General features: G+C 71.9%; 16 protein-coding genes. 5 read left to right on the top strand and 11 right to left on the bottom strand.

Going from position 1 to position 20,858, the window contains the following annotated elements:
* Positions 1 to 111: 111 nt before the first annotated feature.
* Positions 112 to 798, top strand: coding sequence for a helix-turn-helix domain-containing protein (locus tag ACIRNI_RS01430; protein ID WP_403547298.1), 687 nt, complete (start codon positions 112 to 114; stop codon positions 796 to 798).
* A 12-nt stretch (positions 799 to 810) separates the two neighbouring features.
* Here the strand turns inward: ACIRNI_RS01430 and ACIRNI_RS01425 are convergent, their stop codons facing one another.
* Entirely contained in the window at positions 811 to 1,854 is a 1,044-nt protein-coding gene (locus ACIRNI_RS01425; RefSeq protein WP_403547296.1) for an RICIN domain-containing protein, read from the bottom strand.
* Between the two features lie 203 nt (positions 1,855 to 2,057).
* The gene (locus ACIRNI_RS01420; RefSeq protein WP_403547295.1) at positions 2,058 to 3,083 is read right to left on the bottom strand and encodes an ATP-dependent 6-phosphofructokinase; all 1,026 of its coding nucleotides are present in this window, start codon (positions 3,081 to 3,083) and stop codon (positions 2,058 to 2,060) included.
* A 215-nt stretch (positions 3,084 to 3,298) separates the two neighbouring features.
* Between ACIRNI_RS01420 and pta the strand changes: the two genes are divergently transcribed.
* The 3 genes from pta (at position 3,299) to pyk (ending at position 8,129) form a co-directional block, all read left to right on the top strand.
* Positions 3,299 to 5,383: a phosphate acetyltransferase gene (pta, locus tag ACIRNI_RS01415; protein ID WP_403547293.1), complete on the top strand. Its 2,085-nt coding sequence runs from the start codon at positions 3,299 to 3,301 to the stop codon at positions 5,381 to 5,383.
* Positions 5,380 to 6,624 (top strand): acetate kinase, encoded by a 1,245-nt coding sequence (locus ACIRNI_RS01410; RefSeq protein ID WP_403547291.1) that lies wholly within the window; start codon positions 5,380 to 5,382, stop codon positions 6,622 to 6,624. The genes pta and ACIRNI_RS01410 overlap by 4 nt, the downstream gene beginning before the upstream one ends.
* A gap of 74 nt (positions 6,625 to 6,698) precedes the next feature.
* On the top strand, positions 6,699 to 8,129 hold the full coding sequence (pyk, locus tag ACIRNI_RS01405; protein WP_403547289.1) for a pyruvate kinase: 1,431 nt from the start codon (positions 6,699 to 6,701) through the stop codon (positions 8,127 to 8,129).
* 90 nt (positions 8,130 to 8,219) lie between these two features.
* Here the strand turns inward: pyk and ACIRNI_RS01400 are convergent, their stop codons facing one another.
* The 7 genes from ACIRNI_RS01400 to ACIRNI_RS01370 all read right to left on the bottom strand — a co-directional run bounded on the left by ACIRNI_RS01400 (position 8,220) and on the right by ACIRNI_RS01370 (position 17,733).
* A complete protein-coding gene (locus tag ACIRNI_RS01400) occupies positions 8,220 to 8,438 on the bottom strand; it encodes a hypothetical protein (protein WP_355358722.1) in 219 nt (72 codons plus the stop codon).
* 8 nt (positions 8,439 to 8,446) lie between these two features.
* Entirely contained in the window at positions 8,447 to 12,310 is a 3,864-nt protein-coding gene (locus tag ACIRNI_RS01395) for a hypothetical protein (protein ID WP_403547287.1), read from the bottom strand.
* Between the two features lie 30 nt (positions 12,311 to 12,340).
* Entirely contained in the window at positions 12,341 to 13,246 is a 906-nt protein-coding gene (locus ACIRNI_RS01390; RefSeq protein WP_403547285.1) for an FG-GAP-like repeat-containing protein, read from the bottom strand.
* A gap of 280 nt (positions 13,247 to 13,526) precedes the next feature.
* The gene (locus ACIRNI_RS01385) at positions 13,527 to 14,867 is read right to left on the bottom strand and encodes a hypothetical protein (protein WP_403547283.1); all 1,341 of its coding nucleotides are present in this window, start codon (positions 14,865 to 14,867) and stop codon (positions 13,527 to 13,529) included.
* Positions 14,857 to 15,357, bottom strand: a complete 501-nt coding sequence (locus ACIRNI_RS01380; protein WP_403547281.1) for a DUF6114 domain-containing protein — start codon at positions 15,355 to 15,357, stop codon at positions 14,857 to 14,859. The genes ACIRNI_RS01385 and ACIRNI_RS01380 overlap by 11 nt, the downstream gene beginning before the upstream one ends.
* Positions 15,358 to 15,451: 94 nt before the next feature.
* Complete coding sequence (locus tag ACIRNI_RS01375; RefSeq protein WP_403547279.1) at positions 15,452 to 16,117, bottom strand: DUF6230 family protein; 666 nt, start codon at positions 16,115 to 16,117, stop codon at positions 15,452 to 15,454.
* Between the two features lie 632 nt (positions 16,118 to 16,749).
* The gene (locus ACIRNI_RS01370; RefSeq protein WP_403547277.1) at positions 16,750 to 17,733 is read right to left on the bottom strand and encodes a tetratricopeptide repeat protein; all 984 of its coding nucleotides are present in this window, start codon (positions 17,731 to 17,733) and stop codon (positions 16,750 to 16,752) included.
* Between the two features lie 329 nt (positions 17,734 to 18,062).
* Between ACIRNI_RS01370 and ACIRNI_RS01365 the strand changes: the two genes are divergently transcribed.
* Complete coding sequence (locus ACIRNI_RS01365) at positions 18,063 to 18,686, top strand: TetR/AcrR family transcriptional regulator (protein WP_403547275.1); 624 nt, start codon at positions 18,063 to 18,065, stop codon at positions 18,684 to 18,686.
* An 18-nt stretch (positions 18,687 to 18,704) separates the two neighbouring features.
* Here the strand turns inward: ACIRNI_RS01365 and ACIRNI_RS01360 are convergent, their stop codons facing one another.
* Complete coding sequence (locus tag ACIRNI_RS01360; RefSeq protein WP_403547273.1) at positions 18,705 to 19,694, bottom strand: GDP-mannose 4,6-dehydratase; 990 nt, start codon at positions 19,692 to 19,694, stop codon at positions 18,705 to 18,707.
* Positions 19,691 to 20,806 carry a UDP-N-acetylglucosamine--N-acetylmuramyl-(pentapeptide) pyrophosphoryl-undecaprenol N-acetylglucosamine transferase gene (locus tag ACIRNI_RS01355; RefSeq protein WP_403547271.1) on the bottom strand — a complete coding sequence of 372 codons (1,116 nt, stop codon included), beginning with the start codon at positions 20,804 to 20,806 and terminating at the stop codon, positions 19,691 to 19,693. Before ACIRNI_RS01355 ends, ACIRNI_RS01360 begins: the two co-directional genes overlap by 4 nt.
* Between the last annotated feature and the right edge of the window lie 52 nt (positions 20,807 to 20,858).

Raw genomic sequence — 20,858 nt, 5'->3', positions numbered from 1 at the left:
ACCGGCAGGTATACCGCCAGGTAGGGGTTTATCTGGACGTTCCTACGACTTTTGGCCTTTGGGTGAACGCACCGTAGCCAGGCGTGACCGTCCGCACCTACCGTGTGCCGCGTGCACCCCTCCCCACCCACACCCCCGTTCAACGCGCTCGCCGCGCGCCGTCTGCGCGAGGCGCTCGGCATGGGACCCGCCCATGTCGCCTACGGCCTGCGCGCGCAATACGGACTCGCCGTCCCGCCCGAGACGGTGATGGCCTGGGAACGCGGCACCGCCGCGCCCACCTCGCAGGAGCTCACCGCGCTCGCCGGTGTCCTGTGGTGCTCGCCGGGCGAGCTGCTGGCCGCCGCGACGACCCTGCGCGAGCACCGCATCGCGCGGGCCATGGCGCCCGAGGACCTCGCCCGCCGGATCGGGCTCGACGTCAAGGCGTACCTCCGCATGGAGGAGTCCGGCCGCTGGCGCGGCAACGAACGGCAGACCGCTGCGCTCGCCACCGCGCTGGCCCTCGGGCCGCGCGAGCTGCTGACCGTCACGGGCCGCCACGAGCAGCTCGCGGACCTGCTGCGCAGCGCCGCCACCACGCGCTGGCAGGCGTACGTCCGGCCGCTCGCGAAGCTGCTGCCCCTCGACCGCGGCCGCCTGGAGCAGGTGCTCCAGCAGCTGCACGCCGACTACCAGGCGCGGATGGTGTCCACCAACAGCTGGGGCGTGGACCTCACCGACAGCAGCGACGGCCAGGCCGGCAAGGAGTACCTGGAGCGGATCGACGAGCACTTCTGGGCTCTGGTCCAGTACTGATCACGTCACGTCTCACGTCGGCGGGGTCCCGTCTCGCGTCGCGTCGGCGGGGTCCAGGCTGAACAGCTGGCCCTCGCCGTCCTCCCGGCACGCCTCCTGGATCACGTCCGTCCACGGCTCGCGCGAGGCGTCCCGGACGCGCAGGCACAGGTCCGCGTGCGCGGACCGGATGCGGTAGCCCGCCACCGCGCCGTCACCGCCCCCGAACTCCTCGATCCGGAAAGCCTCGCGCGAGCCCCGTTTGCCGCACTCCTGGTCGATCAGGGGCGCGCCGTCCTGTTCCACCGCCTCGACGGGGATGCCCGAACAGCCGGGCCCGAAGTCGGGGTGGTCGGACCGGATGCGCCACAGTCCTCCGTCGAGCCGTACGAGCGAGTAGCGGGGCACGGTCGCCTCCGCGCACGGCACCTGGTAGACCTGCCCGCTCTGCTGACCGGGCCGTTCGTTCAGGCAGAGCCCGGAGTGCACCGCCCGTATGAGGACGGGGCCGGGCGCGGGGGCCGCGGCGTCCTCCCGTGCGTGCTTCTCCTCGCCGCCCCGCAGGAACGCGACGACGGTCGTCGCCGCCACCACGAGCGCCAGCACCGCGACGAGCGGCACGAACCACGCCCGCCACGCGTCGCCGCGCCCCTCGGTCCCCGGCCCCTCGGGCTGCCCGCCCTCCGGCTCGGGCTCCGGCTCGGGCGGGAGCTCGAACCACGGCTCACGGGCGGTGTCCTCGCTCTCGCCGCCGCTGCCGCCTCCGGTTCCGCCGCCGCTCCCCCGGGCGCGTACCGCGAGCTCCTTGCGGACCGAAAGCCAGGACTCCAGCGCCTCGGGGCCCACGCCGCACGCCCGGACGAAGGCCGACAGGAGCTCCTCCCTGGGCACTGTCGTACGGGCCAGCATGTTCGCGACCGTCGAGCGGGGCAGCACCTCCCCGAGCGCCTCGGCGCGGACCGACAGCTCCCGGTAGGTCAGTCCGGACCAGTCCTTGAGGTCCTGCAACAGCGCGATGAACGCGACTTGGTCGCGGGCCTCCCTGGGGTCGGGAGCTGCTCTCTCCCCGTCGGTCACCTCGGCCCTCCCCCGTGTGGGACATGTCCCGGACAGGCGTAAGCCTTGTTGATCCGGCGGGCCGGCTCAAGAGTGGAACGAGGCAATTCCGGAGGAGAAGAAGACGGAGGAGGAGATGACGGAAAGGCCGCGGCCCCGGTCGTCCACGGGGGAGCCGACCGGGGCCGCACACCCAGCCCGCGGAGCGGACGAGGGCGGGCGGGTCAGAAGACCGACTCCGCCTCGTACATCCGGTTCGCCGGCACCCTCTTCAGCTGCGTGACCGCCTCCACCAGCGGCACCATGTGGATCTCCGTGCCGCGCAGGGCCGTCATCCGGCCGAACTCCCCGCGGTGCGCCGCCTCCACCGCGTGCCAGCCGAAGCGGGTCGCGAGGACGCGGTCGTACGCGGTCGGGGTGCCGCCGCGCTGGACGTGGCCCAGGATGACCGGGCGGGCCTCCTTGCCGAGGCGCCGCTCCAGCTCCTTCGCGAGCCGGTTGCCGATGCCCTGGAAGCGCTCGTGGCCGTACTGGTCGATGGCGCCCTTCTCGTACTCCATCGAGCCCTCGGCCGGGTGCGCGCCCTCGGCGACGCAGATGACGGCGAACTTCTTGCCGCGCGAGAAGCGCTCCTCGACCATCTTCACCAGGTCGTCGACCTCGAACGGCCGCTCCGGCAGGCAGATGCCGTGCGCGCCGCCCGCCATGCCGGACTCCAGCGCGATCCAGCCGGCGTGCCGCCCCATCACCTCGACGACCATCACGCGCTGGTGGGACTCGGCGGTGGTCTTGAGACGGTCTATGGCCTCGGTCGCGACCATCACGGCCGTGTCGAAGCCGAAGGTGCGGTCGGTGGAGGAGATGTCGTTGTCGATGGTCTTCGGTACGCCGACGACCGGCATGCCCGCCTCCGACAGCATGCGCGCCGCGGTCAGGGTGCCCTCGCCGCCGATGGGGATGAGGACGTCGAGGCCGTAGCGCGTGCGCAGCTCCTCGCAGTTCTCGGCGGCTTCGCGCAGGCGGTCCCGCTCCAGCCGGGCGGAGCCGAGGATCGTACCGCCGCGGGCGAGGATGCCGCTCACCGCGTTGAGGTCGAGGGGCCGGTAGTGGCCGTCGAGGAGACCCTTGAAGCCGTCCTCGAAGCCGATGACCTCGTCGCCGTGGCCCGTGAGCGCCCGGTGCACGACCGACCGGATCACTGCGTTCAGCCCGGGGCAGTCGCCGCCTGCGGTGAGGACTCCGATGCGCATCGTGCTGTGTCTCCTGCTCGTCGTGGTACGTGTGAGCCTTACCGAATTGTCCCACGGCAGGGCCACGCGGCGTGCTCTCCGCGCCGTCCCTCCGGGCCGGGCGCCGGGCCTGCCGCCGGGCGGGCGCCCTACCCAGCCCCAGAGGTATTGTCAAGAGGGTATCGGGCACCCGAACAGAGATTTTTTATCCGCACCGGCCTGACAGGAGAGCTTGCGTGGCGCGCAGCGTGTACGTGACGGGGATCGACCGGGGGGACGGCCGCCAGGTCGTCGAGCTGGGAGTCATGGAGCTCCTGACCCGCCAAGTGGACCGGGTGGGGGTGTTCCGGCCACTGGTGCACGACGGTCCCGACCGCCTCTTCGACCTGCTGCGGGTCCGCTACCGGCTCTCCCAGGACCCCGCCACGGTGTACGGCATGGACTACCACGAGGCGTCCGCGCTCCAGGCCGAGAAGGGCACCGACGAGCTGGTCTCCCGGCTCGTCGAGCGGTTCCACGCGGTGGCGCGCGACTACGAGGTGGTGCTCGTCCTCGGTACGGACTTCCACGCCACGCAGCTGCCCGAGGAGCTCGCGCTCAACGCCCGCCTCGCCAACGAGTTCGGCGCCTCCGTCATACCCGTGGTCGGCGGCAAGGGCCAGGACGCCGACTCCGTGCGCGCCGAGACGCGCAACGCCTTCCGCGCGTACGACAGCCTCGGCTGCGACGTCCTCGCGATGGTCGCCAACCGCGTGGCCGCCGAGGACCGCGACGCCCTCGCCGAACGCCTCGCCGCGCGCCTGCCGGTGCCCGTGTACGTCCTGCCGGACATGCCGGCGCTCTCCGCGCCGACGGTCGCGCAGATCCGGCACCACCTCGGCGCCGAGGTCGTGCTGGGCGACGACTCGGGGCTCGCGCGCGACGCGCTGGACTTCGTCTTCGGCGGCGCGATGCTGCCGAACTTCCTCAACGCCCTGACCCCCGGCTGCCTCGTCGTCACCCCCGGCGACCGCGCCGACCTCGTCGTGGGCGCGCTGGCCGCGCACTCGGCCGGCAACCCGCCCATCGCGGGCGTGCTGCTCACCCTGAACGAGCGGCCCAGCCGGGAGGTCCTCAACCTGGCGGCGCGGCTCGCGCCCGGTACGCCGGTGCTGTCGGTGAGCGGCAACAGCTTCCCTACCGCCGCCGAGCTGTTCTCGCTGGAGGGCAAGCTGAACGCCGCCACCCCGCGCAAGGCGGAGACCGCGCTCGGCCTGTTCGAACGGCACGTCGACACCGCCGACCTGCTGAAGCGGCTCTCGGTGGCGCGCACCGGCCGGGTGACACCGATGATGTTCGAACACGACCTGCTGGAGCAGGCGCGCGCCGACCGCCGCCGCGTGGTCCTGCCCGAGGGCGCGGAGGAGCGGGTGCTGCGCGCCGCCGACGTGCTCGTACGCCGTGACGTGTGCGCGCTGACGCTGCTCGGCGACGTCGAGGTGATCCGCAAGAAGGCCGCCGACCTGGGCGTCGACCTCGGTGCCGACACACAGCTGATCGACCCCGCCACCTCCGAGCTGCGCCAGCGGTTCGCCGAGCGGTACGCGGCGCTGCGCGCCCACAAGGGCGTCAGCGTGGAGCTGGCGTACGACGTGGTGTCGGACGTCAACTACTTCGGCACGCTGATGGTGCAGGAGGGCCTGGCGGACGGCATGGTGTCGGGCTCGGTGCACTCCACGGCCGCCACCATCCGCCCCGCCTTCGAGATCATCAAGACCAAGCCCGAGGCGTCGATCGTCTCCTCCGTCTTCTTCATGTGCCTCGCCGACAAGGTGCTGGTGTACGGCGACTGCGCGGTCAATCCGGACCCGGACGCCGAGCAGCTCGCCGACATCGCCGTGCAGTCGGCGGCGACGGCCGCCCGCTTCGGCGTCGAGCCGCGCATCGCGATGCTGTCGTACTCGACGGGCACGTCCGGCTCGGGCGCGGACGTCGACAAGGTGCGCGAGGCGACGAAGCTGGTCCGCGAGCGGCACCCGGAGCTGAAGATCGAGGGCCCGATCCAGTACGACGCGGCCGTCGAGCCGTCGGTCGCCGCGACGAAACTGCCGGGCTCCGAGGTGGCGGGCCAGGCGACGGTGCTGATCTTCCCGGACCTGAACACGGGGAACAACACGTACAAGGCCGTGCAGCGCTCGGCCGGCGCCGTGGCCGTCGGCCCGGTGCTGCAGGGCCTGCGCAAGCCGGTGAACGACCTGTCGCGCGGCGCGCTCGTCAGCGACATCGTGAACACGGTCGCGATCACCGCGATCCAGTCCCAGCAGAAGGCGACGCAGTCGTGAGCAACCCGAACACCACCACCGCATCCCGCGCCACCCGCGTCCTCGTCCTCAACTCGGGCTCGTCGTCGGTGAAGTACCAGCTGCTCGACATGCACGACGGCGCCCGCATGGCCGTCGGGCTGGTCGAGCGGATCGGTGAGGAAACGTCCCGCCTGGTGCACACGCCGCTGACGGACGGCGGCGAGCAGCGCGAGCGCACGGCTCCGATCGCGGACCACGAGGCGGCGCTGAAGGCGGTCGCGGAGGAGCTGGCGGCGGACGGGCTGGGCCTGGACTCGCCGGAGCTGGCGGCGATCGGCCACCGCGTGGTGCACGGCGGTCTGAAGTTCTCCGCGCCCACCGTCATCACGGACGAGGTGCTCGCCGAGGTCGAGCGGCTCGTCCCGGTGGCGCCGCTGCACAACCCGGCGAACATCACCGGCATCCGCACCGCTCAGGCGCTGCGCCCGGACCTGCCGCAGGTCGCGGTCTTCGACACGGCGTTCCACACGACGATGCCGGAGCACGCGGCGCGGTACGCGATCGACACCGAGACCGCGGACACGCACCGCATCCGCCGCTACGGCTTCCACGGCACGTCGCACGCGTACGTCTCCCGCAAGGTGGCGCAGCTGCTGGGCAAGGACCCGGCCGAGGTGAACGTCATCGTGCTGCACCTGGGCAACGGCGCCTCGGCGTCGGCGGTGGCGGGCGGCCGGTGCGTGGACACCTCGATGGGGCTGACCCCCTTGGAGGGGCTCGTCATGGGTACGCGCTCCGGTGACATCGACCCGGCGGTGGTGTTCCACCTCGAGCGGGTCGCCGGAATGTCGACCGACGAGATCGATGCGCTATTGAACAAGAAGAGCGGTTTGGTGGGGCTTTGCGGTGACAATGACATGCGGGAGATCCGCCGTCGGATCGACGAGGGTGATCAGCGGGCGCAGCTGGCCTTCGACATTTACATCCACCGGCTGAAGAAGTACATCGGCGCCTATTACGCGGTGCTGGGCCGGGTGGACGCGGTGGCGTTCACGGCGGGTGTCGGCGAGAACGCGGCCCCGGTGCGGGAGGCCGCCGTCGCCGGTCTGGAGGAGCTGGGCCTGGCGGTGGACGCCGGTCTCAACGCCGTACGGTCCGGCGAGCCGCGGCTGATCTCGCCGGAGTACGCGCGGGTCGCGGTGGCGGTGGTCCCGACGGACGAGGAGCTCGAAATCGCCCGGCAAACCTACTCGCTGGTCAACTCCGCGGCCCACGACTGAGCGCATGCGCGCCCATTTGTACATTCCACCAGACGGAATATTCCGCAGTGAAACAAACCGATAGGATCCGCCTTATGCGCCGTTCCAAAATCGTCTGCACACTGGGCCCCGCCGTCGACTCGTATGAGCAGCTGAAAGCGCTCATCGAGGCCGGTATGAACGTGGCCCGCTTCAACATGAGCCACGGATCCCACGCTGAGCACGAGGAGCGGTACCACCGCGTCCGCCAGGCCGCCGAGGACACCGGCCGCGCCGTGGGCGTGCTCGCCGACCTCCAGGGCCCCAAGATCCGTCTGGAAACGTTCGCCGAGGGGCCGGTCGAGCTGGTCCGCGGCGACGAGTTCACCATCACCACCGAGGACGTCCCCGGTGACAAGTCCATCTGCGGCACCACGTACAAGGGCCTGCCCGGCGACGTCTCCAAGGGCGACCAGATCCTGATCAACGACGGCAACGTCGAGCTGCGCGTCACCGAGGTCGACGGCACCCGCGTCCGGACGATCGTCGTCGAGGGCGGCGTCATCTCCGACCACAAGGGCATCAACCTGCCGGGCGCCGCCGTGAACGTCCCGGCCCTCTCCGAGAAGGACGTCGACGACCTGCGCTTCGCGCTGCGGATGGGCTGCGACCTGGTCGCCCTGTCCTTCGTGCGCGACGCCAACGACGTCAAGGACGTCCACAAGGTGATGGACGAGGTGGGCCGCCGGGTCCCGGTCATCGCCAAGGTGGAGAAGCCGCAGGCCGTCGAGAACATGCAGGACGTCGTGATGGCGTTCGACGGCGTGATGGTCGCGCGCGGCGACCTGGCCGTCGAGTACCCGCTGGAGCGGGTGCCGATGGTGCAGAAGCGCCTGATCGAGATGTGCCGCCGCAACGCCAAGCCGGTGATCGTCGCGACCCAGATGATGGAGTCGATGATCACCAACTCCCGCCCGACCCGCGCCGAGGCGTCCGACGTCGCCAACGCGATCCTGGACGGCGCCGACGCCGTCATGCTGTCGGCGGAGTCCTCGGTGGGCGCGTACCCCATCGAGACGGTCAAGACGATGTCGAAGATCGTCACCGCGGCGGAGGAGGAGCTCCTCGCCAAGGGCCTCCAGCCCCTGGTCCCCGGCAAGAAGCCCCGCACCCAGGGCGGCTCGGTCGCCCGCGCGGCCGCCGAGATCGCCGACTTCCTCGACGGCAAGGCCCTGGTCGCCTTCACCAAGTCCGGCGACACGGCCCGCCGCCTCTCCCGCTACCGCGCCTCCCAGCCGATCATGGCCTTCACGACGGAGACCTCGACCCGCAACCAGCTCGCCCTGAGCTGGGGCGTCGAGTCCTTCGTGGTCCCCCACGTCGACAACACCGACGCGATGGTCGACCTGGTCGACGCGGAGCTGTCCAAGCTCCAGCGCTTCAACGCGGGCGACACCATGGTCATCACGGCGGGCTCGCCCCCCGGCGTCCCCGGCACCACGAACATGGTGCGGGTGCACCACCTGGGCGGGGCGACGCGCGACTGACGCGTCGACTCCCGCGACGAATGACGAGGGCGCTGCCCCGGTTCCCTGCGGAACCGGGGCAGCGCCCTCATCCGTTGCTCTCCGCTCCCGTCAGGTGGTGACCTCCACTCCGGCGGCGTTCCAGGCGCGGCTGAAACCGCGGCCGCGCTCCACGATGGTCACCGTGCCGGGCCCGTACTCGATGTCGCCCGCGATCTCACCGGGGGCGACCGGCGGCCACTCCACGTCCATGTGCTCACCGGGGGACAGCTCGTACTCCATCCCCGACGGTTCGAACTGGACGGTGAGGGGCGCGTCTACTGCGGCCACGCGGAACTTCATACGGCATCCCAGTTCTTGAGGATGTACTCCATCAGGTCGGCCCGGGGGCCGGCGCTCGGGTTCTGCGGGGTCACCCGGCGCACCTTGTCGTAGTACTTGAACACGGTCTCGATCTCGGCCTTCGTGAACCTGGCCTGCTTGAGCTTGGCGACGTGGCCGAGGTTCGCGTACTTCAGATTCTCCAGCTTGTTCGCCCACAGGACACCCCTGCCCAGGCCCGCGGCGTTGGCGTAGCCGTGCGCGCGCGCCACCGCGTTGACGGCTTGCAGCTCCTCCGCCACCGCGGCGGCCGTCGTGGCCGCACGGGTCGCGCCCGCCGTCGCCTCGGCCGTCATGCCGGCGTCCCTGGCGGCCGCCACGGCCTCCGTCATGCCCGTGCCCGCCACGGCGGCGCCCCGGATGGACTTGACCAGTTTGGCCGCCACCCCGATGACCGCGGGGGCGACGATGGCCGCCGCCCAGAGACAGCCGGTGACCTTGCCGTTCCAGCAGTCCACGAAGTCCTGGGTCAGGCCCCGGGCGAACCCCTGCAGCACCGACGTGGTCAGCTCGAACCCGTCGACGTGGACCTTGCGCTCCTCGCGGATGTCGATCGGTGCGGAGTCGACGTACTGGACCTCCAGGTCGCCGACGCACTCCGCGAGCGGCACGTCCGGGAAGGTGCACAGGACGACGAAGTACAGCATCGTGCCCGTGACGTGGTAGTCGACCGTGTAGTCGCAGCCGTTGGTGCCGGTGCAGAATCCGTCCGAAGAGGCCGTGGTGGACACCCCGTACGGCACGCCGATCACTTCCGCGGCGCCCGCCATCCCCGTGGTGCTCGCCTGCTCGACCTGCCGTGCGTCGGCCTTGTCCTCCTCGGTGCGGCTGGCCGCCGCCTGCGCGTCGGTCGCCGCCTCCTGGGCGTGCGTGGCGGCCGCCTCGGCCGTCGTCGCGTCCCGCTCGGCCTGGTCGGCGACGGTGCGCGCGGTGGCCGCGTCGCCCTCGGCGGCGGTCGCCGCTTCACGGGCCGAGGCCGCGTCCCGCTCGGCGTCCGTCGCCGCCGCGTCGGCCTCCGAGGCGTGCGTCCCGGCCGCGTCGGCCGCGTTCTGCGCGGCTGCGGCGTCCTCCTTGGCCCGCCGGTCGTACTCGACGGTGTTCGCCTCGGACTTCTGCGCCGCCTTCGCCGAGGCGTCGGCCGCGTTGGCCGACGCCTGGGCCTGCGCCGAGGACGCCGCCGCCTGCGCCGCGTAGCCCGCCGCCAGAGCCGCGGCGTCCGCCGCCGCCTTCGCGTCCGCGCTCGCCCGTGCCGCCAGCGCCTGCGCCTCGGCCGCGGCCTTCGCCGCCTGCTCCGACTTGGCCTTCGCCACGGCCGCCTGCTGCTCCGCCAGCGTCTTCGCGGCCTGTCCGGTCAGTACGGCCAGACCGGCCGAGGAGTCGGTCTCCTTGTACGGGGAGCCCAGCTCGATGGCGTCGTTGGCCGGCTGGATGACCTGCGCCGCCGAGTCACGCGCGGCCGTGGCCGCCTGCGCCGTGGCGTACGCGAAACCGGCGGTGCGGACGGCGTCGACACCGGCCGCCGCGGCCTCGGAACGGGCGACTGCCGCGTCCGCCTTGGCCTTCACGGCGTTCTGCCGCGCCGACTCCGCCAGCGCCTTGGCGGTGGTGGCGTTCCACTTGGCCGCCCACGCCGCGTCGATGGCGTCCGCGGCTGCCGCGCGCGCCTTCTTCACGGCGGCCTCGGTGATCGCCACGTCGGCCTTCGCGTCGTCGGCCGCGGACTGCGCCCGCTTGGCCGCCGCGTCGGCGCGGGTCGCCGCCGCGCGGGCGTTGGACGCCGCCGTGGTCGCCTCATTGGCGGCCGTACGGGCCGAAGTGGCCGCTGCCGTGGCGTTGTTCGCGGCAGTGCGGGCCTCGGTCGCGGCGGCTCGGGAGGCCTCCGCCGCCGAAGTGCCCTCGTCCGCGGCGGCCTTGGCCTCGAGCGCGGCGGCCCGGGCGTTGAGCGCGTCGCGGTCCTTCTCGGCCGTCAGCGCCCGGTCGCGGGCCTTGACGGCGTCGCCCTCCGCCTTGACCGCCTCGTCCTTCCGGGACGCGGCGGTGGCTCCGGCGCTCTGGGCCGCGGCCAGCTCGTCGGCGGCCACCGCGCGCTGCGACTGCGCCGTCGCCTCGGCCGTCGCGGCCTTGGTCCGCTCCGCCTCCGCGAGCTCCTTCTGGGACTTGGCGTAGGCGGCCTCGGTCTCGGCCACCTTCCGCTTGGCCGCCGCGTCCTCGGACGCCGTCTTGGCCTCCGCCTCGGCCGCCTTGGCCCTGGTCTCGGCCGCCTTCGCCTTGGCCGCGTTCTCGGCGGCCTTCACGGCCTGCGCGGCCGCGCCCTCGGCGGCGGCCTTCGCCTGCGCGGCGGCCTCCTCGGCGGCCTTGCGGCGGAACTCCGCCTTCGAGGCGTGCGCCTGCGTCTCGGCCAGCGCCATCAGCGTCTTGCTGTCGGCCGCCGAGGCGCGGGTGGCGTTCGACGCCGTCTCGGTCGCCTTGGACACGGCCTGGGCCGCCGCGGCGGACGCCTTGGCGACCTGGACGGCCTGCTGCCCGTACAGCAGTCCGCGGCCGCGCGGCTGGCCGGCCGCGTCGGCGATCGCGTACGCCTGCTGCTTCGCCGTCTCGGCCGTGGCTGCCTCGGTCTGGGCGGCCAGCGCGGCCTTGGAGGCGACGTAGACCCGGCCCTGGGCCCGGCCCCGGGCGTGCGCGATGTCGTCCCGGACCTTCGCGAACTCTGCGGCGGTCGGGTAGAACATCGTGCTGTCCGGCGACTGCTTGAGCCAGTACGCCTGCCAGTCCGTGAGGCGGCTCGCGATGATCGACTGGCCGAGCGCCTCCCCCATGGCCTGGGTGGCCACGGTCAGGTGGCGCGACGCCTTCGCCTCGGCCTGCATGATCACATCACGTTGCGACCGCTGGCCCGCCAGCTCGTCCTGCCACTCGATGGACGCGGTGGTGACCTCGGCGCCCAGGACGCCGTGCGGGTCGGGCGGGTTCTCCGTGGCGCAGGAGGCGAAGCGCGACTTCAGCGCCTCGACGTCGAGGCGGAACTCCATGGTCCCGGGCTCCGGCGCGCTGGTCGGGAAGCCACCGTGCTGGAGGAAGATGCGCGCGTCGTCCGCGTACATCGGGTGCATCCACGTCAGGCGCTCGAAAGCCTGCCGGGCCTCGTAGTCCTCGTACCGGTCGGGCGAGTACCGGGCGGCGGCGATCGCGTTCACCGCGTCCGCGGACTCCTTGCTCGCCAGCGGGGTCTGGTCCTCGTGGTAGAGGTCGTACTCCGACTTCCAGTACTGGCCGTTGAGCCAGGTCAGGAGGCCGGTGGTGTTGAAGGGGTTGTCCTCGGACTCGACCCATTCGAAGCCCGTCACCGTGTAACCCGGCGGCGTGGTCTGGGCCGGGACGGCGAGGGACTGCTCCCAGACGTCGTCACGGCTCCACAGCTCGTCGCCCTTGGTGTCCGCCCAGGCCTTGTCCTTGGCGAAGGCGAGGGCGAGCGGCGTCTGGCCGTCGTACCAGTACTCCGATTCGGCGGCGGTGTGCAGCTCGGCCTCGGTGCCGTTCAGCCCGGTACGGGCCACGGCCTTCAGCTCCTGCCCGCCTTTGCGGAGCATCAGGTTGAGGAGGCACTGCTCGGCGCGCATGGTGGCCGCGGCATCGAGGTCGTAACCGGTCGGCTCGGCTTCCGCGACGGTTTCCATCTGGTGCTGCTGCACCGGCGGGAGCTGGTTGCCCGTGACGGCGACGGCCAGCGCCGTCGCGAGCGCGGTGAGGGAGAGCAGGCGGGTCCACCGGCCGCCCGCGGCGGCACGGCGAGGTGGAGGTGGGGCGTTCGTACGCGTGTACATGCGACTACCCATCAAATTCGGGGAGGGGGGTCAGAAGAGGGTGCTGAAGGAGCCCCAGCCGGAGGTGCCGATCTGGACGCGGGCCTGGAAGGGGGCGGCCGCCTGGCCGGTGCCCTTGAAGAGCCAGAGGGCTCCCGCCGTGTCGCTGGCGATCAGGTCCGCCTTGCCGTCGCCGTTGTTGTCCCCGGTGGAGACGATCGCCTTGTAGCCGGACCAGCCCGTGCCCACGGTGACGCGGGGGCCGAGCACGGCGTCCGCCGTGGCGTTGCCGGTGCCGGGGTAGAGGTGGAGGGTGCCGTCGGTGGAGCGGGCGAGCAGGTCGGCCTTGCCGTCACCGGTGTAATCGCCTCTGCCGGCAAGGGCGTTCATGCCGTTCCAGCCGCCGGTGCCGATCCGGATGCGGGTGGCGAGGGTGCCGGTCGACCGGCCCTGGTAGAGCCACAGGGCACCGGCCGCGTCCCGGCCGATCACGTCCTCGTCGGTGGTGCCGACCATGTTGCCGGGCGACATGGTCAGGTTGTAGATGCCCCAGCCGGTGCCGTGGATCTTGGTGTCGTTGCCGCGTTCCGCCGTGTAGTACAGCGTGGTGTCCAGCTGGAAGAAGATGTCCCGGCCGGCCCGGCTCTCCGAGAAGCCTGCCTGGAAGAGCGCCTTGGCGTCGCCGAAACCGCCGCCGAGGTTCACGCCGGGCTTGAAGCCGCCGGTCCCTTTGGGCTCGTAGAAGTAGAGCCGTCCATCCGTGGTCCGGGCGAACAGGGGGAGCACGGGCGCCCCGGTGGCCGACTGCGTGGTGGCCTGCGCTTCCGCCGCGGCACCGTCGGGCGCCCAGGGAGCCGAGGGAAGAACCGTTGCCGCCCCGACCGCAAGGGCGGCCGCCGCAAGGCCGGCGGTGCAGAGCACCGCCCGGCGCATGGAGCGGCCGAGTTGTCTGAGCATGGGTGTGGGAGATCCTCACATGGTGTTCGCCTGCGCGAACACGCATGGGTACGGACCACGAATCGATCGCCCCCCCCGGCTGCCCGCGCGCCGGGTCCGCGACCGCGACACGCTCAGCCTAGACCCGCTGGTACCACTTGTGAAGAGAATATGATGGAACTGTGTTGATGATGCACCCATGCGTCAACAGCGCTGTAGCGACAGCCAATTGCTACGGCCCCCCAGCCCGCTCGGGCAGGGAGGCCGTGGCGTGGGGGCGCTCCGGGCAGCGCCGTTCCGGTCAGCCCTCGATGAAGTTCTTGAGGCCCGGCACCGTCAGCGTGCCGCCGAACTGGCCCGCCTGAGTGACCTTCACGTTGGTGAAGAAGGCGTACGGGACGTTCAGCGGGGGCGGCGTCTCGGGGCTGAAGGTGATCGGGATGATGCCGAAGAGGTTGCCCTTCAGCTCTTCCGTGTACATGGTCACCGTGCCGCCGCGGATCGTCGACGTCGAGCCCGGACGCGAGGTGACGTGACCGGTGCGGCCCTCGGAGTGGACCGTGAGCTGGTGCAGGTCCTTGATGTCGACCTCGTCGGCGGTGAACTTCAGGACCTTCTTCACCTTGCCGCTGCCCGTCCTGACCTCCACGATGCCGTGGTAGTCCAGGCCGCGCAGGGTGAGCAGCGTGCTCTCCAGCTTCCACGGGTCGTCCGGGAGCAGCGGGATGCCGGGCTCCAGCTCGGCGTCCGCGAGGGCCTCGGGGTCGGGGGTCGGGCAGGGGAAGCGGGGCTTGGCACCCTCGGGGATGTCCTCGTCCTTCTTGGGGTCGAGTCCCTTGACGTCCTCGGGCAGCTCCTCCACCGTGGCGCCGGCTTTGTCGGCGGCGTCCTTGATGGCTTCCTTGGTCGTGTCGCGGACGTCGTCCACGGGCTTGGCGGACGGCTTGGCCGCCGGCTGCGTCGTGGGCTGCGCGGACGGCTTGGCGGACGGCTTGGCGGACGGCTTCTCCGACGGCTGGGTCGTCGTCGTGGGCGCGCTCGTCGACGGGGTGGCCGTCGGCTTGCCGTCGTCCGGGCCGTCGAAGATGTCCTTGATCGCGTCACCGACACCCAGCGGGTCCAGGGGGTTCCTGGTCTCCGTCGGCGTGGGGGTCGGGGTTTGGGTCGGGGCCGTGGTCGTGGAACCGGTGGCGCCCGTCTTGGGGTCGACCGTCGCCCCGCTCGCGCTGGCGCTCGGCAAGGGACCGGCGCCGGATATCGGCTCCTTGGCCTCTTCGCCGTCGCCGTCGTCGCCCGCGCCCGCGCTCGCGGACGGCTTCGGCGACGGGGACTGCGACGTCGACGGGGACTTCGACTCGGACGGCTTCGCCGACTCCTCGTCCTCCCGCGGCTCATCCGACCGCGTCACGCACGGGCCGGGCGCGAAGGGGATGTCCTTCTCGTCGGCGAGGGCCAGCTTGGGCGTGAGGCCGAGCCCCACGAGTACGGCGGTGGGCATCGCGGCCAGGGCTATCGCCTTGCCCGCCGGTGCCTGGAGCTTGGTCAGCAGCGATTTCCTCGGGGCCGCGTGCCGCGGCCCCTTTCTCGCCAGAGTGCCGTCGCCCCCAGCCGACGCCGCCGACTGCGTTTCGTCACCCCGCACTGTTCCTCCCGCCGTTGGCGTCGACTGTCGTCTCTGTCTCGTACGCGTCCGTCGCTTCGGGCGCTTCCGCCACCTCGGCGTCCACGGCCTCCGGCGCGCCCGGCGCCCAGGCGATGGACATGGCACCACCGGTGAGCGCGAACAGGAAGCCGATACCGAGGCCGCCGAAGTTGGCCACGGGGATGGAAACCAGCGCCAGCAGGATCGTGGCGACACCCGCGAACACCCGCACGATGGCCTGGAACCACATGGTGAGGCCCAGGGTGATCAGCAGGATGCCGATGATCAGCGATCCCGCGCCCGCGGTGGTCGCCAAGGAGAGCGTCATCTGGCCGAGCTTGAGGCTCGCGTACGGGAGGTAAGCGATCGGGATTCCGCCCAGCAGGGTGAACAGGCCCGCCCAGAACGGGCGGGAGCCCCGCCAGTCGCGAAATCGCCTGCGGAAGACGCGAAGGTAGTGCTCGTTCTGGCTCGCTGACTCGGCGCTCATGGAAAGCTCCCTGGGACGTGCTTTGCTATGTGAAGAGGGAGACGGGCGGGCACAGTTGCCGGCGGCATCCCTGCCCGCCCGAATGGATCACCGGTCAGTAGCACTCAACGCCCGGACCGTCACCCTTGAGCAGCTCCATCTTCAGGCCGCTCAACTGGAACGAGCCGGCGGTGGTCGCCCACGCCTTCTGCTCGACGCCGCTCAGCTGGGCCCTGTCCGCCTGCTGGGCGAAGCCGTTCTGGTTGATCTTCGTGTCCTTGATCGCCGGACCCTTGGCGTAGTCCGACTTGCCCTCGGCAGTGTTCTTGGCCGCCACACCGATGTCGATGTTGGTGAACGTGGCGTCGGCCTTGAGGTCGGTGACATCGAGGTACAGGTTCTCCGCGATGACCGGGGTCTTCTGGCCTGCCTTCAACTTCAGCGTGATCTTGCCGAACACCGGCACGTCCGGCGTGACCACCGACTGACACATGTCGGTGATCTTGGCGTGCTTGAACGTCGAGATGGCAACCGGCCTCGGGACGAGCTTGTCGCCCTCCTTGATCTCGGCATACCCCATGTCGACGCCGCCGTACTGGGCGAAGCCACGGCCGTCCAGGTAACCGGCCTTGACCTTGAACTCCTGCCCCGACACGGCGAACGACGCCGCCAGCGCGCCCTGCGCCAGCCCGACGCCGATCGCGGCCGTCGCGGCCACGCTCGGCACCATGACGACGGCGAACCGCTTCCATCTGGTCCCACCACGAACCTGGGACTTCATAGTTCCTCCTTCTCGGACGTACATCTCCGGAAGGGCCGGGGGCCCGTCCTGGGATGGGAGAAGTGCTACGTCCTCGGGAAGGAGAGCGCCCGTGGATCAGGCGCGAGCCGCGTCCGGATCACCGGCGATCACCCCCGAGCGACAACCACTGGCCACGCCTTCGCGCAACCTGATCGGACAGGTCCTGCCGGGAAGGGCGGGAACCCCCCTGTCCGGAACCGGCGTCATCGGTGTTGCCGCCGGCCCGCTCGGTGGGGACCCAAGACCGCGGCTCGGCGGGTTGCCGGGCTGGTACGGAATTGGACCGAGCGTCGCCGATCGTGGTGCATTCCGAGCCAGGGCACAAGGGGCTCGTTACCGACTAGTAACGGGGCGGCAACGGCGCCGCGACAGGGCGGTATCGCGCGGGCACTCAGGGTGCTACTCGCCAGTTCGACAGAAGCTGATATCAGCCAAGAAAGAGGGACATAAGGCTGGCGTCGCCTTACTGGAAGTAACAGCGGCCGCGTTTGCCAAGTTTTGGCAAAGCACGGCCGCCGTATATCACTGTGTCGCCAAATCGCCGACAGGCGCGGCGCCCGTCACAAGGCGCGTCGGACGCGTCAAGGACGCCAGAGGCGTCCCCGGGCGCGTCAGAACAGCACGCGCGCCAGCGCCTGGCGGCCCGCCGTCACCCGCGGGTCGTCCGAGCCGATGACCTCGAAGAGCTCCAGCAGCCGCAGCCGCGCGGTGTCGCGGTCCTCGCCCGCGGTGCGGCGCACCGTCTCGACGAGGCGGCCGAACGCGTCCTCCACATGGCCGCCGACGAGGTCGAGGTCGGCCGCGGCGAGCTGCGCCTGGACGTCCGTCGGGTCGTCCGCGGCGGCCTTGCGGACCGCCTGCGGGTCCATGTCCCGGACGCGGCCGAGCAGTTCGGCCTGGGCGAGGCCCAGCTTGGCCTCGGGGTTGGCGGGGTCGTCCACCAGCACGTTCTTGTACGCCTGGATCGCGCCGGCGAAGTCGTTGGCGTCCAGCGCCTGCGCCGCCGCCTCCAGCAGCGCGTCGTACGGGCCCGCCGGCCGCACCGGAGCGGCGGCCGCCGCTCCACCCTCGGCGCCCTCGGCGTCCGGGTCGACCGTGAGCCCGGTGAGGCCGAAGCGCTGCTCGGCGACCTGGACCAGCTGGTCCAGGGTCTGGCGGATCTGGGCCTCCGGGGCGGCGCCCTGGAAGAGCGGCAGCGCCTGGCCGGCGACCACCGCGAAGACGGCCGGGATCCCCTGGATCCCGAACTGCTGCATCAGCAGCTGGTTGGCGTCGACGTCGATCTTGGCGAGGAGGATACGGCCGTTGTACTCGACGGCCAGCCGCTCCAGCAGCGGGCCGAGCTGCTTGCAGGGCTGGCACCACTCGGCCCAGAAGTCGAGGACGACCGGGACCTCGGCGGAGCGCTCGATGACCTCACGCTCGAAACCGGCCTCGTCGACATCGATCACCAGCGCGGACGGGGATACGGCCCCGGCGCCGCCGTGCCGGGCCGCCTCGGCCCGCGCCTGCTCCGCCTTCGCCTTGGCCTCTCCGGCCGCCTTCACCGCGGCGAGGTCGACGACGCCGCTCATGGACATGTTCCTAGGCTGCATGGGTACATCCTCCCCCTTCCGCGGTCGTAACCGGTAAGCACCGGTGCGTGATGGCGCACTCGGGCGCGCACCACGGCCGAACCGCGCCGTCCGCAGCCCCTCCGCCGGTCAATGCGGGCGTACGGACGTACGCGATCCTGAACATGTTTTCGGCGCCGGGTCCCCACCGTGGCGCCGGGGTGTGGTTGTCGCTGGGGCCGCTCAAGCCTTTCGCTACAGGTCGTAGCGTAACTGCCGCGGGCCGGTCCCGCAGGACCGCCCCCCGGTGAACTCGATCACACGCGCGGCACCGGGCGACAGCGACCTACTGGCCGGTATGGTCGGGCGTCATGTGCAGCAGCCCCACCAGTCCTCGGAGCCGTACCGGCCGCCCCCGCAGCGCCGAGGCCGACACCGCGATCCTGGAGGCGACCCGGGCCGCGCTGGTCGAGCTGGGCTGGTCCAAGCTGACGATGAGCGACGTCGCCACCCGCGCCAAGGTCGCCAAGACCACCCTCTACCGGCGCTGGGCGAGCAAGAACGAGCTCGTCGTCGACGCCGTCGCCGTCCTCTTCGACGAGCTCGAACTCCCCGACCGCGGCAGCCTCGTGGCCGACATCGAGGGCGTGGTCCTGCAGTTCGCCGCGCTCCTGGAGCGGCCGGAGACGAAGACGGCGCTGATGGCCGTCATCGCCGAGTCCACCCGCGACGAGCCGCTGCGCGAGCGCATCCGCACCTCCATCGTGGAGCGCCAGAAACGGCTCGTCCTGGAGGGCCGCCACCGCGCGCAGGTCCGCGGTGAACTGCCGCCCGCACCCGGGCCGACTCCCGGCACCGACGACCTGATCTTCGACGTCATCGCGGGCGCGGTGGTCCACCGGGCGCTGGTGAGCGCCGAACCCGTCGACGCCGAGTGGGTCCAGCGCTTCACCGCGCTGCTGCTCGGAGGGCTCGGCGCCGCGGCTCAGACCTGATGCGTCCTTGATGGCGATTCAGACCTGGTAGCGGCCGGGCGCGAAGAGGTCGAGGTGGTCCGCGACCCACTCCGACGTACGCCTCAGGCCCTCCGCCAAGGAGACCTCCGGCTCCCAGCCCGCCCACGCGCGCGCCCGCCCGTTGTCCGACAGCAGCCGCTCCACCTCACTGCCGGAGGGCCGCAGCCGCGCCGGGTCCACCACCACCTCGGCGTCCCGGCGGCCGGACGCCTCGATCAGCAGGCGCGCCAGGTCGCCGATGGCGATCTCCCGCCCGGTACCGAGGTTGACCACCTCCCCCAGCGCCCGGTCGCACGCGGCCAGGGCGAGGAAGCCGCGGGCCGTGTCCGTGACGTACGTGAAGTCGCGGGTCGGGGTCAGCGAGCCGAGCCTGATCTCCCGCGCCCCCGCGTGCAGCTGCGCGAGGATCGTCGGGATCACGGCACGGGCCGACTGGCGCGGGCCGTACGTGTTGAACGGCCGCACCACCGTCACCGGCAGCCCGAAGGCGTGCCAGTGCGACAGCGCCATCATGTCGGCGCCGATCTTGGAGGCCGAGTACGGCGACTGCGGCTGGAGCGGGTGGTCCTCGCCGATCGGCGCCGTGCGGGCCGTCCCGTACACCTCGCTGGTGGAGGTGTGGACGAGCCGCCGCACGCCGTGCCGCCGGCAGGCCTCGGCGACGTTCTCGGTGCCGGTGACATTGGTCTGCACGTACGCTCCCGGCGAGTCGTAGCTGTACGGGATGCCGATCAGCGCGGCCAGGTGGAAGACGGTGTCGCAGCCGTCGACGGCGTCCATGACGCGGCCGGGGTCGCGGACGTCACCCGCGATCAGCTCCACGTCGTCCATGCGGTGCCGGAGGTTGCCCTTGTCGCCGTACGGCTTGTAGTGGACGAAGGCGCGCACCCGCGCGCCGCGTTCGACGAGCAGGTCCACGAGGGTGGAGCCGATGAAGCCCTCGGCTCCGGTGACGAGGACGGTGCGGCCGGTCCAGTTCATGGTCATGCGTATTCCTTGGTGTACGAGGCGAGGTGGAGGACCCGCTCGGCGAGCAGGTCCGCGGCGTGGGCGTGCGGACCGGGGTCGGCGGCTCCGCCCATCGCCGCCAGGCGCGCCGGGTCGGCCAGCAGCGGCTCGACGAGCGCGGCGAGGCGGTCGGCGGTGGTCTCGGCGTCCGGCAGCAGCAGGCCGGCCCCGGCGTCGGTCAGGACGCGGGCGTTGTGGGTCTGGTGGTCGCCGGGGGCGTACGGATACGGGACGAGGACCGCCGGTACGCCGGTGGTGGCCAGCTCCGCGACGGTCGCGGACCCGGCCCGGCACACCACCAGGTCGGCGGCGGCGTACGCGAGGTCCATCCGGTCCAGGTAGGGCACGGCGCGGGCGACCGGGTGGTCGCCGAGAGCGCGCCGGGTCGCGTCGAGGGCGGCGGGCCCGGTCTTGATCAGCAACCGGACGTCGCCGCGCCGCCGCCACCGCTCCGCCAGCCCCAGCGCGGCCTCGGTGAGCCGGGCGGCGCCCAGGCTGCCGCCGTTGAACAGCACGAGCCGCGCGCCCTCGGGCACACCCAGCTCGCGGCGGGCGAGGGGGCGCAGGGCGGGGCGGTCGAGGGCCGCGAGGGACGCGGCGATGGGCATGCCGGTGGTGACGGCCCCGGGGAGATGGCCGGTGTCGAAGGCGACGGCGATGTGCGGAGTGAGGCGGGCGGCGAACCGGTTGGCGCGCCCCGGTACGGCGTTGGACTCGTGGATCAGGCTCGGCAACCCGGCCATCCGGGCGCCGAGGATGACGGGCGCGCTCGGATAACCGCCCATGCCGACGGCGACCTGGGCGCGCTGCTCGCGCAGGAGGGCCCGTACCTGCGCGCCGGAGCGCAGCAGCGCGGCGGGCAGCAGGTACCGCTTGGCGCCCAGCGCCGGGTCGAAGGGGATCATGTCGACGGTGCGGAGCCGGTGGCCGGCGGCCGGTATCAGCTCGCCCTCCAGCCCCCGGGTGGTCCCGACGAAGGAGATCACGGCCTCCGGCACGGCCCGGCGCAGGGCGTCGGCGAGGGCGAGACCGGGGTAGATGTGGCCGCCGGTGCCACCGGCGCCGATCACGACGGAGAGTGGTGTGCGCATGGGCCGGAACGGTTCAGGAGCGGCCTAAGAGGGTTCTAAGAGCACGTTTTGG

This window comes from Streptomyces sp. NPDC093546 (assembly GCF_044765045.1).
Taxonomy (GTDB): Bacteria; Actinomycetota; Actinomycetes; order Streptomycetales; family Streptomycetaceae; genus Streptomyces.
Note: the sequence above shows the minus strand (reverse complement) of the source record. Positions and strands in the feature narration are given on the sequence as shown.